Raw genomic sequence first — 14,787 nt, forward strand, 5'->3', positions numbered from 1 at the left:
GCTGTCGACGCCGGTCCGGCCGCCTTGTGCGGACCGGGCCGGCGTCGGCCGCTTCTGCACCCACCCATCCGGGATCTGCTCCCGGTCTCCGTCCCACCACCCAGAAGGTGTGCTCGTGCCCGTCATCCCCTCCCCCGTCGACGGCATCGACCTGCGCTATGACGTCACCGGCTCCGGCCCGGCGCTGGTGCTGCTGCACGGCTCGGTGCTCTCCCGGGCGATCTGGCGGGGCCTGGGCTACCTCGACCCGCTGAGCGACGAGCACACCGTGATCCGGGTGGATCTGCGCGGTCATGGCCGTTCCGGGAAACCGCACGACTCAGCCGCGTACACCCAGGCGGCGTTCGTCGCTGATCTGCTCGCCGTGCTCGACGCAGAGGGTGTGGGACGGGCGGCGCTGATGGGCTACTCGCTCGGGGCACGGATCGCGCTGACCGCCGCCCTGGAACACCCTGGCCGGGTCACGCGCCTGGTGAGCCTGGGCGGCTCGGCCTCGGCGCAGCGCGGGCAGGTCGAATCGATCTTCTTCCCCGGCGTGGTCGATGCCGTGCGCGAGAACGGGATGGACGCGTTCTGCACCGGCCAGGGGCTCGGGCCCGAGGTCGAGGGCCGTCGCGCCCGCGCCACCCGCACGGCGTTCCTGGCCGCCGATCAGCACGCCGTCGCGGCTCTGCTGGCCGCCACCGATGCCACCCCCCCGCAGTGGACGATGATCTGCTCGCAGACTGCACGGTCCCGGCGCTCTGGATGGCCGGCACCGAGGATCATCCCCGGTTCAAGGACTCCCGACGGGCCGCCGCCACGATGCCCGATGCGGACTTCGTGGCGCTGACCGGCCGCGACCATGGCGGGACTCTGTACCCGCCCGGCGAGATCCTCGAGCACGCCCTGCCTTTCCTGCGCTGACGCTCGCCGACGGCGCGCATCTGCGTGCAAAGGCGTGCGCCGGCGTGCCGCTGAGTGTCAGATGAACTGACGAACCAAGGCGATCAGGGCGACCACGACGATGACGCCGCGCAGCAGCCATTCGGGCATCAGCTTGGCGAGATGGGCACCGAAGTAGCCGCCGATCAGGGCGCCGACGGCGATCGCCGCCGTGGCGAGCCATACGATCTCTGCCCCGATCACGAAGTGCGCGATGACGTAGACGGCAGCGGCGGCGAGGTTCACGACCAGGCTCAGCAGGTTCTTCACGCTGTTCACCGAGCCCATCGAGCGCCCGGTGAAGGTGCCGAGGATCCCGAGGTAGAGGATCCCCTGCGCAGCGGTGAAGTAGCCGCCGTAGACGGAGGCGGCGCCCATCGTGCTCACCAGAGCCGGAGACCGCAGCGGACTGCGTTCAGGGACCTCCACCCCGGCAGAGACGTCGGATCCTGTGGCGGCATCTGAGCCAGCAGGAGCATCTGTCATCCGTGCCGTCTGCGCCCGCGCCGCCTTCCGGCGGTCCGACCAGACGCGCAGCGCTGCGGTGATCCGCTTCTGGAAGACGACCATCGCCAGGGCGACGACGATGAGCACCGGCACGACGACGTCGAGCGCCGAGGCCGGTGAGACCAGCAGCAGGAGTGCGCCGAGGATCGCACCGCTGGCAGCGGTGATGACCAGGGGCGGCAGGTCGCGCTTCTCCTCCGCGATCTCCTTGCGGTAGCCGACGACGGAGCCGATCGTCGAGAAGAGCATGCCGACGGTGTTCGTGCGCACGGCGACGCCCGGAGGGATCCCGACGGCCATCAGCACGGGGAGGGTGAGCAACGAGCCCGAGCCGACCGCGGCATTGATCGCGCCGGCGAGGGTACCCATCACGAGCAGGACGATGAGCGAGAACGGTTCCACGACCGCCGACCCTACTGCCCTGATCGGCGGGACGGGCGGACGTCCGTCGCGGCGATGACCCGGCGCGGGGAGGGCGCGCCTCGGCGCCCGCTCAGCGCGCCAGCTCCTCCAGCACCTCCTGCAGCACCTGGGCATGGTTGTGCTCGGTGTCCTTCGCGGCGAACAGGAGCACGATCTTGTGAGCATCCGCTTCCCGGGCCCGGTCCAGCAGCGCCTGCGGGGCGTCGCTGTCGTCGAGCTCATGACGGTACCGGCCCGAGAACTCTTCAAAGTCCAGGTCAGCGCCGTGGAACGCCTTCCGCAGATCGGCGCTGGGGGCGATGTCCTTGTCCCAGTCGTCGTGCGCGAGCCGCTCCTTCTTGATGCCTCGCGGCCAGAGGCGATCCACCAGCACCCGGTACTCGCGGGCGGCGGAGCCGTCGTCGTCGAGCACGTCGTGGACACGTTCCAGAGTGATCTTCAGGGTGCTCATGGCGGGATCCTCCCGGTAGCGGATGAGACAGGGCCCGGTCCGCGCCGGAGGGCGGGCCGGGCCCTGTGGTCAGGGGTCAAGCGACGGGGTGCTCTCAGGCGAGGGCCGCCGTCGCGGCGTCGTAGTCCGGCTCCTCGGTGACCTCGGCGACCTGCTCGGTGTAGACGACCTTGCCCTCGGCGTCGGTCACCACGACCGCACGGGAGAGCAGTCCGGCCAGCGGACCGTCGTTCATCGTGACGCCGTAGTCCTCACCGAAGGAGGAGCGGAAGGCGGAGCCGGTGATGACATTCTCGATGCCCTCGGCGCCGCAGAAGCGGGCCTGGGCGAAGGGAAGGTCCTGGGAGACGCAGACGACCACGGTGTTCTCGAGGCCCGCGGCGATCTCGTTGAACTTCCGCACGCTCATCGCGCAGGTGCCGGTGTCCAGGGAGGGGAAGATGTTCAGGACCACGCGCTTGCCGGCGAGGTCGGCACTGGAGACTGCGCCGAGGTCCTGACCGACGATCTTGAAGGCCGGGATGACGGAGCCCTGTGCGGGCAGCTCGCCAGCGGTCGTGATCGGGGTGTTCTGGAAGGTGATGGAAGCCATGCCCCCATCATCATCCTCCGAGCTGAACGGCACAACCAGAAACCTGAGTGCCCGAGAATCCGGGCACCCAGGAACCTGAGATCGCGGGAACCCGCCGGTGGCGGTCAGTCCATCGTCTCCTGCAGCCGCTGCGTCTGCTCCTCGACGTCGAACTCAGCGGCGGGCCACTGCGGGTCGATGCCCTCGAGCGCGTCCAGCAGGAGCTGCTGCACTGCGATGCGTGCGTACCACTTGCGGTCTGCCGGGACCACGGTCCACGGAGCGCCGACGGTCGAGGTGGCGCGCAGCGCACGCGTGTACGCCTCCATGTAGTCGTCCCAGTGCTTCCGCTCGTCCACGTCACCGGGGTTGAACTTCCAGTGCTTGTCGGGGCGCTCGAGGCGCTCCATCAGCCGCTCGCCCTGCTCCTGGCGGGAGATGTGGAGCATGACCTTCACGATGGTCGTTCCGCCCTCGATGAGCTCCCGCTCGAAAGCATTGATCGCGGTGTACCGGCTGCGGAGCTCTTTTGCGTCGGCCCAGCCGTGCACCCGGTGGATCAGCACGTCCTCGTAGTGGGAGCGGTCGAACACGCCGATCATCCCGGGGGCGGGGGTGCGCTTGCGGATCCGCCACAGGAAGTCGTGGCGCTTCTCCGCGGGGGTGGGGGCCTTGAAGGCGGTGATGTCCACGCCCTGCGGATCCACGTTCCCGACCACATGGCGCATGATGCCGCCCTTGCCGGAGGTGTCCATGCCCTGCACGATCAGCAGCACTGAGCGCCCTCCGCCCTCCGCGTCGTTGCGGGCGGCGTAGAGGCGCTCCTGCAGCTCGTCGAGTGCGCCGTCGCGGGCGGCGAGCAGTTCCTTGCCGTCGGCCTTCTTCCCGTCGAAGCCGGGGTGGCGCGGGGATCGAGCTCGGTGACGTCCCCCTTCCAGTCCGAGGGGATCGGGAAGCCGGTGGGCCTCTGGTCCGCGAGGGCGGTCTTCTTCTTCGACTTCTTCGACATAGGGGCACAGTAGTGGGAGGCGGAAGCATGCGCCCGGTGAAGCGGGAACTTGACTCCACCGTTCGGTCGGTCGAGTGTCAGAGCATGACGCTCACCGCCATCACCCATGCCCATGTCGTCCCGATCGAGGGCGACCCCTTCGATGGGACGGTCCTCGTGCGCGACGGCCGCATCGCCGAGCTCGGTCCCAATCTCGCTGTCCCCGCCGAGGCCGAGGTGGTGGACGCCGCCGGCGGCTGGCTGCTGCCGGGCTTCATCGACGCCCACGTGCACCTGGGCGTGGACGAGGAGGGTGAGGGCTGGGCCGGCCAGGACACCAACGAGATGACCGATCCGGTGATGGCCGCGGCCCGGGCGATCGATGCGATCAACCCCGTCGAGGTGGGTTTCGACGACGCCATCATCGGCGGCATCACCGCGGTGAACGTGAACCCCGGCTCCGGCAACCCGATCGGCGGCCTCGCCGTCGCGATCCGCACCCATGGCCGGGTGGTGGACGACATGGTGCTGCGCAGCCCCTCCGGGCTGAAGGCGGCCCTGGGCGAGAACCCCAAGCGCATCTACGGCGAGCGCAAGCAGACCCCGTCGACCCGGCTCGGGGTCGCGCTGACGATCCGTCAGGCCTTCGCGAAGGCCCGGGCCTGGGCGGCGAAGCCCGCCGACGAGCGCGACTCCGATCTGGTCTCCGAGGCGCTCAGCCGGGTCCTGGAGCGGGAGATCCCGTGGCGGCAACACTCCCATCGGGCCGATGACATCGCCACCGCGCTCCGCCTCGCCGAGGAGTTCGGCTATGAGCTGGTGCTGGATCACGGCACCGAGTCGTATCTGCTCGCCGACCGGATCGCAGAGGCCGGGGTGCCGGTGCTCTACGGTCCGCTGATCGTCTCGCGCTCCAAGGTGGAGGTCCGCCACCGCACCCCGAAGGCGCCCGGCATCCTCACCGCGGCCGGGGTGAAGGTCTCGATCATCACCGATCATCCGGTGGTGCCGATCGAGTTCCTCGTCGATCAGGCGGCGCTGGCCGTCAAGCACGGCATGGCACCGGCCGATGCCCTGCGCGCGATCACCCTGAACCCTGCAGAGGTGCTGGGCGTCGAGGACCGCCTGGGGTCGATCGAGGCGGGCAAGGACGCGGACCTCGTGCTCTGGGACGGCGATCCGCTGGATACGCGGAACCGCACCCAGCGGGTCTGGCAGCGGGGCCGTGAGGTGATGCGCCGTGACGAGGCCGGGGACCCGGTGATCGCCGAACGATGAGCTCGGCGTGCGGTGGGCGGCGTGCGGCCCCCTTCGGCGGCCCAGCGCTCGATCATCAGTCGTCGATGCGGACCTCGCCGGTCTCCACATCCACCTCGACATCGACATCGCCGCCACCCTCGCTGCGCTCGATGTCGACCTGGTAGCGGATCCGGCCGTCGTCGGAGTCCAGCTCCCAGCCGCTGACGCGCCCGGGCTGCTCGCCGAGGGCGATCTCGATCGCGTCGGCGTAGGCCATAGGCGAGGTCACGTCGACGACAGGGTCCTGATCGTCGTCGTCATCGGTGTCGTGCTCGGTGACCTCGCCGGTGGTCGCATCGATGTCGAGCTCGTGCTGGGTGCCGTCCGCGACGAGTTCGAGCTCCCACTCCCAGGTGCGGTCGTCGTGATCGATCTCGATCTGGACGAGGTCGCCGCCGCCCACGGTCTCGGTGGCGATATCGATCGCCTGCTCGGCGCTGATCGGCAGCTCCTCGGTCGCGAGGTCCGCATCCTCGGGCAGCGCCTCTGAGGCGGCGCCGTCCTGGCCAGTGTCGCCGCCGCCGTCGCTCGCGCCGCCGTCATCGCTGGCAGCACCGCCGTCGTCGGTCGCGCCGTCGTCAGCGCCGTCTTCCTCCTGGGTGGCGCCGGACTCCTCCGAGGGGCGCCGCCGTCCTCGTCGGCGGTGCCGCTGCATCCGGCGGCCAGGGCGAGGGCGAGCGCGCCGAGCGCTGCGGCGCGGGCGGTTCTGCGGGGGCGGGTGATCGTGCGGGACATGGCGGTCCACCTTTCGAAGGGCACTGCCGTCGGCGGCACCATCCGGGCTGTCCGGGTATCTCCAGAGTAGATCGCCAGGCAGGGCCCGGGCAGGGGCTGAGGGCTCTCTCATCCGGCTCTCACCCGCGCCTCATGCCCTGCCGCAGGCAGCGACCGTGCCGCGCTGTCGGGAGCGTCCGGGTCCGGACCGACCGCACGGTCCCGAAAAAGATCTCGATGATCCTGCAGGCCTCTGTGTCAGGCCACCGGTGTGCCGGGCGGGCGTGGTCCGCGGTGTCGGCGGCGCGCGGCGGGCCAGGGTTCCGCTCACGGCGCGGACCCGTGTGGCCTGCACCTGCGCTCGGCGGGCCGGGGCCTCGAGCGATGGGAAGGGCCGGCCCCGGGCTTCGCGCCTGTGGTCCGTCGGCCCTCGTGCACTAGCGTCGCCAGCACCGATCTGGACCGCACGGCGTCCCTGGGACGCCTCCGGGCCACCCGGAAGCAGGAATCCCGAACGTCGGCACGAAGGAGCATCTGATGACTTTCCGAGGCACCATCGAGGAACTGCAGAACGCCGTGGTCGTGGACCGTGACGGCGACAAGCTGGGGAAGGTCGCCCAGGTATACCTGGACAACGACACCCGAGACCCGTCGTGGGTGACCGTGAAGACCGGCCTCCTCGGCACGAACGAGAGCTTCGTCCCGCTGGATAAGTCCGACTACGCCGACGGCACCATCACAGTGCCGTTCGAGAAGTCCTACATCAAGGACGCCCCCCACATCGCCGAGGACGGCGAGCTCGTCCGTGAGCAGGAGGACGAGCTGTACCGCTACTACGGGATCAGCGGCGGCACGGGCGGGCAGCAGGAGCCCGGCGTCGATCCCACCGGCTCCCGCGACCACGCAGGACGGCAGGACACCCCGGGCCCCCGGAACACCGCAGGACGACAGGACGCCCCGGGCGCCCGGGACGATCAGGACCAGCACCGCCCCGACGTGACCGATGGCGGCGGCGTCACGCTCCACGAGGAGCAGGCGCACGTCGGCACCGAGAAGGTGCAGACCGGCCGAGTACGCCTGCGCAAGCACGTGGTCACCGACACTGAGCAGGTCGAGGTGCCCGTGCAGCGCGAGGAGCTCGTCCTGGAGCGTGAGCCCGCCGACGGCCGCGCCGGTGGCACCCTCTCCGAGGAGGAGGTGGACGTCACCCTCACCGAGGAGCGCCCGGTCGTGGAGAAGGAGACCGTGCGGACCGACCTCTCCCACGAGGAGGTCGAGATGGACGAAGAGGCCCTCGACGGCCGTCCCGGTCGTCGCGCCCGAGGCGACGAGCCCGGGACCGCCGGGCCCGGCCGCGGCGTCTGATCCTCGCAGCAGCTCGATCGACGGGCGCGTCACCTCCCGGGTGACGCGCCCGTCCTCGCAGACCACGCCCCGGCCGCAGGACCTCGGACCTTCCCCTGGGAACGGGAAGGGCATAGCGTCGAGGGGCCGGAGCGCACAGCCGACACCCCTGACCGCCGGACCTGAGGAGCTCTCGTGATCACTGCCCCGACGTGGCCGAACCGCCCGCCCACTCCGCCCTCCGCCGAGGACCTCGAACAGCTCCACTCCTGGTGGCGGGCCGCGAACTACCTCTCGGTGGGCCAGATCTACCTGAAGGACAATCCGCTGCTGCGCCAGCCCCTGCAGCGCGAGCACATCAAGCCGCGGCTGCTGGGGCACTGGGGCACCACGCCCGGCTTGACGTTCCTGTACGCGCACGCCAACCGGGCGATCGGTCAGCGCGGCCTCAACGCCATGTACATCACCGGGCCCGGGCACGGCGGTCCCGGGCTCGTCGCCTCGACCTACCTCGAGGGCACCTACTCCGAGGTGTACCCGGCGGTGAGCGAGGACGAGGAGGGGATGAAGCGCCTGTTCACCCAGTTCTCCTTCCCCGGCGGGATCCCTTCTCACGTGGCCCCGGAGACGCCCGGCTCGATCCATGAGGGCGGGGAGCTGGGCTACTCGCTCTCCCACGCCTATGGCGCGATGTTCGACAGCCCCGACCAGATCGCGTTCACCGTGGTCGGCGACGGCGAGGCCGAGACGGGCCCGTTGGCCACCTCCTGGCATTCGAACAAGTTCGTCAACCCCCAGCAGGACGGCGTGGTGCTGCCGATCCTGCACCTGAACGGCTACAAGATCGCCAACCCCACCGTGCTCGCCCGCATCGGGGAGGATGAGCTCGAGGCGCTGCTGCGCGGTTACGGCCACACCCCGCTGTTCTTCACCGGCGGCTTCGACGACGAGGACCCGCTGGAGATCCATCGGCGCTTCGCCGAGGTCCTCGACAAGGCCCTCGACCAGATCGCCGAGATCAAGCAGCGGGCGCAGGAGGACGCCGCCGCCGGGCGCGAGACCGAGCGCCCTGCCTGGCCGATGATCGTGTTCCGCACCCCGAAGGGATGGACCGGTCCGAAGGAGGTCGACGGCGAGAAGGCCGAGGGCTCCTGGCGCTCGCACCAGGTGCCGCTGGGCAACGCCCGCGACACCGACGAGCACCTCGCACAGCTGGACGACTGGCTGCGCTCGTACCGTCCCGAGGAGCTGTTCGACGAGACGGGGCGCCTGCGCGAGGACATCGCCGAGGCGGCGCCGACGGGCGAGCAGCGGATGTCCGCGAATCCCTCGACCAACGGCGGCTCGGTGCTCACGCCCCTGCGCCTGCCTGACTTCCGCGACTACGCCGTCGAGGTCCCCGAGCCCGGGGGCACGACCGCGGAGGCGACGAAGGTGCTGGGCACCTGGCTGCGGGACGTGGTGCGCGAGAACCCGCAGAACTTCCGGATCTTCGGCCCGGACGAGACCGCCTCGAACCGCCTGCAGTCGGTCTACGAGGCCACCGACAAGCAGTGGAACGCGGACCTCGAGGAGCATGACCGCTCCGAGCACCTGGCCCGCGCCGGCCGCGTGATGGAGGTGCTGTCCGAGCATCAGTGCCAGGGCTGGCTCGAGGGCTACCTGCTCACCGGGCGCCACGGGATGTTCTCCTCCTACGAGGCGTTCATCCACATCGTCGACTCGATGGTCAACCAGCATGCGAAATGGCTGAAGGTGACCAATGAGCTCGAATGGCGCCGCCCCCTCGCCTCGCTGAACTATCTGCTGAGCTCGCATGTGTGGCGTCAGGACCACAACGGCTTCTCCCACCAGGATCCGGGCTTCATCGATCACATGGTCAACAAGAAGGCCGAGATCGTGCGGGTCTATCTCCCGCCGGACGCGAACACGCTGCTGTCCACCTACGACCACTGCCTGCGCTCGAAGCAGTACGTGAACGTCGTCGTCGCCGGCAAGCAGCCGGGGCCGAGCTGGCTCAGCATGGACGAGGCGATCGTCCACTGCGCACGGGGCCTGGGCATCTGGGACTGGGCCGGCACGGAGCAGCGCGGCCAGGAGCCGGAGGTGGTGCTCGCCTGCGCCGGGGACATCCCCACCATCGAGGTGCTCGCGGCGGCGAAGATCCTCCGCGAGCAGATTCCGGAGCTGCGGATGCGGGTGCTGAATGTGGTGGACCTGATGCGGCTCCAGGACGACAGCGAGCACCCGCACGGACTTTCGCAGCGGGACTTCGACGGTTACTTCGGGCAGGACATCCCGGTGGTGTTCTCCTATCACGGCTACCCCTGGCTGATCCATCGCCTGGCCTACCGCCACGACCGCAGCTCCCGGATCCATGTGCGCGGCTACAAGGAGGAGGGCACCACCACGACCCCCTTCGACATGCTGATGCTCAACGACGCGGACCGCTATCACCTGGTGATGGATGTGATCGATCGGGTCGAAGGGCTCGGCATCCGGTACGCGGGCCTGCGTCAGCAGATGGTGGATACGCGGATCCGGGCACGCGCCCATGCCTACGAGCACGGGGAGGATGCCCCGGAGATCACGCAGTGGCAGTGGGGCGATGGCGGGGACTCCGTGCCGGGAGGGACCCCGCCGGATACTGGAGGCGACAATGGCTGAGGCCCGGCCGATCCGCCGGGTCGTGCGGGTTCGCGGACGGGTCCAGGGGGTCGGCTTCCGGATGGACGCCGCCGGCGCGGCCGCGCGGCTCGGCGTCGCCGGCACGGTGCGGAACCTGTGGGACGGCACCGTCGAAGCCGACGTGGAGGGCCCGCCCGACGCGGTCGAGTCGATGCTCGAGCACCTGCGTCAGGGTCCCTCCTCCGCTCAGGTCGAGGGGATCGACATCCGCTGCCTGGACCCTCGCGGCGCGGACGGCTTCCGCATCACCGACTGAGGGGCGGGGTCAGCGCCGGGCTGCGGTCGTCCGCAGGTAGTGCGCGGCCACCAGCGCGCCGGCACCCACCATCACGACTGACGTGAGGATCATCGGGGTCTGGCCCGCCGCGTCGAGGATCAGCCCGCCCAGGAGCGCACCGACCGCGATCGCGGTGTTGAACGCGGCGCTGTTCAGAGCGGTGGCCTCTTCGAGCACCTCGGTGGCCTCCGAGCCGACGAAGGCCTGCATCGCCACCGAGATCGCACCGACGAACAGGCCCCACAGCGGCATCACCAGGAGCGCAGTGGACGGTGCATCCATGACCAGCAGCACCGCACCGAGGCCCACCATGGTGCCGATCAGCACGACCAGCACCCCCACCGGCGGGCTGCGCCGGAGCAGCAGGGCGACGGCGAAGTTGCCGATCAGCCCCGCGATGCCGAAGAGCAGCAGCATCAGTCCCACATCGACCAGCGGGACCCCGGCACGCTGGACCAGGACCGGGCTGATGAAGCTGTAGGTGATGAACTGGCCCACCACCACCAGCGCGCTGAGGGTCAGCGCATAGCGCACACCCCGGTGGCGGGCGGCGGCGAGCATCATCCGACCGCTCACCTTCACCGGGGAGCGGACCGGCTCGACCAGCACCAGGATCAGCACGGCGACGAGCGCGGCGAGGACCCCCACCACCGCGAACGCCATCCGCCAGCCCACATGGGCTCCGATCCAGGCGGCGATCGGCACGCCGAGCACGAGCGCGCCCCCGGCACCGCTGAAGGCGATAGTGAGCGCACGGGCGGTGTGCTCGCGGGGCACCTGGCCGATCGCGACGATCGCCATCACCGCCCAGTACAGCCCGATGGAGACGCCCGCGAAGAGCCGCGCGATGAGCAGCACGGCGAAGCTCTCGGCGACGACGCTGACCGCGCAGGAGGCGACCACCGAGACCAGCGCGAGGACGAGCACCAGGCGACGGTCCATGCCACGGACGATCACCGGCGTGCACAGAGCGACCACGCCCGCCAGGATCCCGGGCACGGTCACCGCCAAAGCCCGGCCGGCCCCCCTCGCTCACCCCGAGCTCGGGTGCCATCACGCTGAGCACGCCGATCGGCAGCTCCTCGATGGTGATGAGCACGAAGATCCCCACCGCGAGGGCCACCACCCCGGCCCATCGGCGTGCGCTGTCCACTGCTGCTCCTCGTTCTCGGGCCCGGTCGGGTCCGGGCAAGCTCTTCACGATAAGGCACCGTCGTGCCCGCAAGACCCCTCACGACGGCCGACGGCCCCGGCGCTTCTCGCTGCCGGGGCCGTCGTCTCCGTCGTACGGGGCGGGTTCAGAGCACGGCGTCGAACGCCTCGCCGATTTCCTGCTCGCCATCGTTGTAGGCAACGAACTTCCCGGCGGTGCCGGGACGCTCGAGCGCGGCCACGATCGTGCGGGCGACGTTCCCGCGCGAGACGGTGCCGGCTTCGGCTGCGGCGGTGTCGATCCGCCCCGTCGGCTCCTCGAGCGTCAACCCGGAGGGACCGAGGATGGTCCATCCCAGCTGCGTGCTGCGCAGGTGATCGTCGGCCCGGGCCTTCGCCTCGGCGTAGGCGTGGAAGGGCTCGCCCTCCGGCACGCCGTGGTCCAGGCTCGCGCCGAAGTAGCTGACCATCACGTAGCGGGCGGCGCCGACGCGCTGCGCCGCGTCCATCGACGCGATCGCGGCGTCCTGGTCCACGGCGCGGGTGCGCTGCGGGTCCCCACCACCAGCGCCAGCAGCCCAGACCACCGCATCCTTGCCGCGCAGCAGCTCGTCCCAGCCGGCGTCATCGAGGGTCTCGATGTCGCTGAGCACCGCCTTCGCCCCGGTCGCCTCGACCTCGGCGGCCTGCTCGGGGTTGCGGATCACCGCGTGCACGGTGTGCCCTGCCTTCACCAGCAGCGGCTCCGCGAGCAGCGCGATCTTGCCATGTCCTCCGATAAGTGCAATTTCCATACCCCCACCATCGCACCGGGTCGGTGAGGCGTCGAGCCCCCGGACCATCTGTTCGCCGCCGGTGGACAGCTCCTGTCACCGGCAGACCGGCCGCTGGCGCTCCCCGCCAGTCCCGCGCCGGGCACCGGCCACACGCCGCTATCCTGTCCGAGCCGCACCACAGCGGCTCTCACCCCGGGGAAGGAACCTCGCCATGGCCGGTGGACTCGCTGCCCTGCTCGATGACGTCGCCGCGCTCACCCGCCTGGCGGCCGCGAGCGCCGACGACGTCGCTGCCGCGTCCGCGAAGGCGGGTTCCAAGGCGATCGGCGTCGTGATCGACGACGCCGCTGTGACCCCGCAGTACGTGCAGGGCATCAAGCCCAAGCGCGAGCTGCCGATCATCTGGCGGATCACCAAGGGCTCGCTGCGCAACAAGCTGGTGTTCATCCTGCCGGTCCTGCTGCTGCTGAGCGTGGTCGCGCCATGGCTGCTGACCCCCATCCTGATGCTCGGCGGGCTGTATCTGAGCTTCGAGGGCGCGGAGAAGATCTGGGAGCTGGTGCGCGGCAAGCCCAAGCAGGCTCCGCCGCCGCGCAGGGCGCCGACGCCGAGGACAAGGTCGTCTCCGGCGCTGTGCGCACCGACCTGATCCTCTCGGCCGAGATCATGGTGATCTCGATGAACTCCGTCGACACCGACAACCTGTGGATGCGCGCCGCGGTGCTCGTGGTGATCGCGCTCGGCATCACTGCCCTGGTCTACGGCTCCGTGGGCCTGCTGGTGAAGATGGACGACATCGGCCTCGCGCTCGCGAAGGATTCGGACTCTCAGTTCAAGCAGAAGTTCGGCACCGGCCTGGTGCGGGCGATGCCGCGGGTGATGGACGTCATCAGCTACGTAGGCATGGTCGCGATGCTGTGGGTGGGCGGCCACATCCTGCTGGTGGGCACCTTCGAGCTCGGCCTCGCCCAGCCCTACGGCTTCGTGCACCACCTCGAGGGCCTGGTCGTGGGTGTCGCCGGCGTCGGTGCCGTGCTCGCCTGGCTGATCAACACCTTCTTCTCCTTCATGCTCGGCCTGATCGTCGGCGCGCTGGTCGCGGTGATCATGCACTTCCTGCCGTTCGGGCATCACGGCGACGACGAGGGCGCCGAGGCGCACGGCGCGGCCCCGACGACGCCCGGATTCGAGGGCTCGGCTCCCGACGCGAAGGCCTGACCACCGCTCCGATCCGTCCCCGACGGCGCTTGCCCGGCCTCGACCGGCATGCCAGGGTGGGTGACCCCTGTCACCGACCGAGGAGTTCACAGCGCCGTGCAACCTGTCGACCGCCGATCCTTCTTCCGCCTGACCACAGGTGCTGGCGTCGGCAGCACCGCCTTCGCCGCGACCGTGGCAGGTGTCCCGGCACTCGCCGGGCTACGACCCGCTGGCCTTCCAGATCGAGGCGGCCCATGAGCGGAACCTCGAGTACCACGCATGGTTCAACCCGTACCGGGTCGCGATGAGCGAGGAGCCCGAGCTGGTCGAGGACCACCCCGCCCGCCGGCACCCCGAATGGGTGTGGCCCTACGGCGGCAAGCTCTACTACGACCCGGGCCTGCCCGAGGTCCGCTCCTTCGTCATCGACGCGATGATGGATGCGATCTCGCGCTACGACGTCGACGGCGCGCATTTCGACGACTACTTCTACCCCTACCCGTCGGGCGATCTGCCCTATCCGGACCAGGAGACCTTCGCGACCCACGGCGACGGCGCCACCTTGATCGAGGACTGGCGCCGGGAGAACGTCAACCTGCTGGTGAGCGAGATGCACGAGCGGATCCGCGCGGAGAAGCCCTGGGTGCGGTTCGGGGTCAGCCCGTTCGGGATCTGGCGCAACTCCTCGAGCGACCCGGAGGGCTCGGACACCACCGGCTCGGAGTCCTACGAGATCATCTGCGCGGACTCGCTGCGCTGGGTGCGCGAGGGCTGGGTCGACTACATCAACCCGCAGATCTACTGGGAGTTCGGCAATCCCGCCGCCGACTACGAGACGCTCGTGAACTGGTGGGCGCAGAAGGTCGCGGACACGGACGTGGGCCTGTACGTCGGGGAGGCCGCGTACAAGGCGATCGAAGGCGTCTTCACGGAGGTCGGCGAGCTGGGTGACCACCTGGACCTCACCGAGACCCTCCCGGAGATCGACGGGAACGTGTTCTTCAGCGCGAAGAGCCTGCGCACCGACACCACCGGAGCGGTCGACGACCTGATCGCCCGGCACTACACGCACCCCGCGATCGTGCCGGTGCTCGACCAGGTACCGGGCGACGCCCCGCCAGCGCCGACGGTGCTCGTGGTGCGGTCCACGGACGAGGGGGTGCAGGTGCGGTGGCGCGGCCACGGGGCGACCAGCTACGCCCTGTGGCACCTTCCCACCTCCGAGGTGCGCGAGGAGGATCTCGCCGACGGCCGCAACCTGGTCGCGACGGTCCGGGCGGACCGCGGCTCCCAGGCCCTCGTGCACGAGGGGGCCGACGGCAGCGGCTGGTACGCCGTGACGGCGTACGACCGCACCTGGCGCCAGAGCAGCCCCTCGGCGGCGTCAGCGCCGCGGCGCTGACGCCGGGGGACGGACGACGGCCCGGCAGCGGTGATCGCTGCCGGACCGTCGTCAAGGTCCGTGCGGGCGCC

The 14,787-nt window shown here is 70.2% G+C and carries 14 protein-coding genes and 1 pseudogene; 7 read left to right on the forward strand and 8 right to left on the reverse strand.

Annotation, left to right across the window (positions count from 1 at the left end; all coding sequences use genetic code 11):
• Positions 1-115 precede the first annotated feature (115 nt).
• A complete protein-coding gene (locus H3H54_RS12925) occupies positions 116-832 on the forward strand; it encodes an alpha/beta hydrolase (RefSeq protein ID WP_316249025.1) in 717 nt (238 codons plus the stop codon).
• A 131-nt stretch (positions 833-963) separates the two neighbouring features.
• On the opposite strand, the gene H3H54_RS12930 is transcribed toward H3H54_RS12925, so the two are convergent.
• The 5 genes from H3H54_RS12930 to H3H54_RS12950 form a co-directional block, all read right to left on the reverse strand.
• Positions 964-1,833 carry a sulfite exporter TauE/SafE family protein gene (locus H3H54_RS12930; protein WP_262424183.1) on the reverse strand — a complete coding sequence of 290 codons (870 nt, stop codon included), beginning with the start codon at positions 1,831-1,833 and terminating at the stop codon, positions 964-966.
• Positions 1,834-1,924: 91 nt separating this feature from the next.
• The gene (locus H3H54_RS12935; RefSeq protein ID WP_262424184.1) at positions 1,925-2,305 is read right to left on the reverse strand and encodes a DUF488 domain-containing protein; all 381 of its coding nucleotides are present in this window, start codon (positions 2,303-2,305) and stop codon (positions 1,925-1,927) included.
• A gap of 94 nt (positions 2,306-2,399) precedes the next feature.
• Positions 2,400-2,897: a thiol peroxidase gene (gene tpx, locus H3H54_RS12940; protein WP_262424185.1), complete on the reverse strand. Its 498-nt coding sequence runs from the start codon at positions 2,895-2,897 to the stop codon at positions 2,400-2,402.
• A gap of 104 nt (positions 2,898-3,001) precedes the next feature.
• Entirely contained in the window at positions 3,002-3,739 is a 738-nt protein-coding gene (locus H3H54_RS12945) for a PPK2 family polyphosphate kinase (RefSeq protein ID WP_262426479.1), read from the reverse strand.
• On the reverse strand, positions 3,643-3,885 hold the full coding sequence (locus H3H54_RS12950; protein ID WP_262424186.1) for a hypothetical protein: 243 nt from the start codon (positions 3,883-3,885) through the stop codon (positions 3,643-3,645). The genes H3H54_RS12945 and H3H54_RS12950 overlap by 97 nt, the downstream gene beginning before the upstream one ends.
• An 84-nt stretch (positions 3,886-3,969) precedes the next feature.
• Here H3H54_RS12950 and H3H54_RS12955 point away from each other — a divergent pair, with 84 nt between their 5' ends.
• Positions 3,970-5,142: an amidohydrolase gene (locus tag H3H54_RS12955; protein ID WP_262424187.1), complete on the forward strand. Its 1,173-nt coding sequence runs from the start codon at positions 3,970-3,972 to the stop codon at positions 5,140-5,142.
• Between the two features lie 55 nt (positions 5,143-5,197).
• Here H3H54_RS12955 and H3H54_RS12960 read toward each other — a convergent pair whose 3' ends face one another.
• Positions 5,198-5,818 (reverse strand): PepSY domain-containing protein, encoded by a 621-nt coding sequence (locus H3H54_RS12960; RefSeq protein WP_262424188.1) that lies wholly within the window; start codon positions 5,816-5,818, stop codon positions 5,198-5,200.
• Between the two features lie 596 nt (positions 5,819-6,414).
• On the opposite strand from H3H54_RS12960, the gene H3H54_RS12965 reads away from it, so the two are divergent.
• The 3 genes from H3H54_RS12965 to H3H54_RS12975 all read left to right on the forward strand — a co-directional run bounded on the left by H3H54_RS12965 (position 6,415) and on the right by H3H54_RS12975 (position 10,165).
• Positions 6,415-7,242, forward strand: a complete 828-nt coding sequence (locus H3H54_RS12965; protein WP_262424189.1) for a PRC and DUF2382 domain-containing protein — start codon at positions 6,415-6,417, stop codon at positions 7,240-7,242.
• 174 nt (positions 7,243-7,416) lie between these two features.
• Positions 7,417-9,888 carry a phosphoketolase gene (locus tag H3H54_RS12970; RefSeq protein ID WP_262424190.1) on the forward strand — a complete coding sequence of 824 codons (2,472 nt, stop codon included), beginning with the start codon at positions 7,417-7,419 and terminating at the stop codon, positions 9,886-9,888.
• The gene (locus tag H3H54_RS12975) at positions 9,881-10,165 is read left to right on the forward strand and encodes an acylphosphatase (protein ID WP_262424191.1); all 285 of its coding nucleotides are present in this window, start codon (positions 9,881-9,883) and stop codon (positions 10,163-10,165) included. The genes H3H54_RS12970 and H3H54_RS12975 overlap by 8 nt, the downstream gene beginning before the upstream one ends.
• Before the next feature lie 9 nt (positions 10,166-10,174).
• On the opposite strand, the gene H3H54_RS12980 is transcribed toward H3H54_RS12975, so the two are convergent.
• Both H3H54_RS12980 and H3H54_RS12985 read right to left on the reverse strand, forming a co-directional pair.
• Positions 10,175-11,191: an MFS transporter gene (locus tag H3H54_RS12980; RefSeq protein ID WP_262424192.1), complete on the reverse strand. Its 1,017-nt coding sequence runs from the start codon at positions 11,189-11,191 to the stop codon at positions 10,175-10,177.
• 293 nt (positions 11,192-11,484) lie between these two features.
• Positions 11,485-12,132, reverse strand: coding sequence for an SDR family oxidoreductase (locus H3H54_RS12985; protein WP_262424193.1), 648 nt, complete (start codon positions 12,130-12,132; stop codon positions 11,485-11,487).
• Between the two features lie 193 nt (positions 12,133-12,325).
• On the opposite strand from H3H54_RS12985, the pseudogene H3H54_RS12990 reads away from it, so the two are divergent.
• Both H3H54_RS12990 and H3H54_RS12995 read left to right on the forward strand, forming a co-directional pair.
• Positions 12,326-13,332 (forward strand): annotated as a pseudogene (locus tag H3H54_RS12990) (DUF808 domain-containing protein).
• Positions 13,333-13,513: 181 nt separating this feature from the next.
• Positions 13,514-14,716 carry a glycoside hydrolase family 10 protein gene (locus tag H3H54_RS12995; RefSeq protein ID WP_262424194.1) on the forward strand — a complete coding sequence of 401 codons (1,203 nt, stop codon included), beginning with the start codon at positions 13,514-13,516 and terminating at the stop codon, positions 14,714-14,716.
• Positions 14,717-14,787: the final 71 nt, after the last annotated feature.

Source organism: Brachybacterium sp. Z12, from assembly GCF_014400405.1.
In the GTDB taxonomy this organism is placed as follows: domain Bacteria; phylum Actinomycetota; class Actinomycetes; order Actinomycetales; family Dermabacteraceae; genus Brachybacterium.

Bases quoted from the DNA above. Each gene is read 5' to 3' on its own strand.
- H3H54_RS12950 (WP_262424186.1), bottom strand. From the start codon at position 3,885: ATGTCGAAGAAGTCGAAGAAGAAGACCGCCCTCGCGGACCAGAGGCCC.
- H3H54_RS12935 (WP_262424184.1), bottom strand. From the start codon at position 2,305: ATGAGCACCCTGAAGATCACTCTGGAACGTGTCCACGACGTGCTCGAC.
- H3H54_RS12975 (WP_262424191.1), top strand. From the start codon at position 9,881: ATGGCTGAGGCCCGGCCGATCCGCCGGGTCGTGCGGGTTCGCGGACGG.
- H3H54_RS12960 (WP_262424188.1), bottom strand. From the start codon at position 5,818: ATGCAGCGGCACCGCCGACGAGGACGGCGGCGCCCCTCGGAGGAGTCC.
- H3H54_RS12965 (WP_262424189.1), top strand. From the start codon at position 6,415: ATGACTTTCCGAGGCACCATCGAGGAACTGCAGAACGCCGTGGTCGTG.
- H3H54_RS12985 (WP_262424193.1), bottom strand. From the start codon at position 12,132: ATGGAAATTGCACTTATCGGAGGACATGGCAAGATCGCGCTGCTCGCG.
- H3H54_RS12955 (WP_262424187.1), top strand. From the start codon at position 3,970: ATGACGCTCACCGCCATCACCCATGCCCATGTCGTCCCGATCGAGGGC.
- tpx (WP_262424185.1), bottom strand. From the start codon at position 2,897: ATGGCTTCCATCACCTTCCAGAACACCCCGATCACGACCGCTGGCGAG.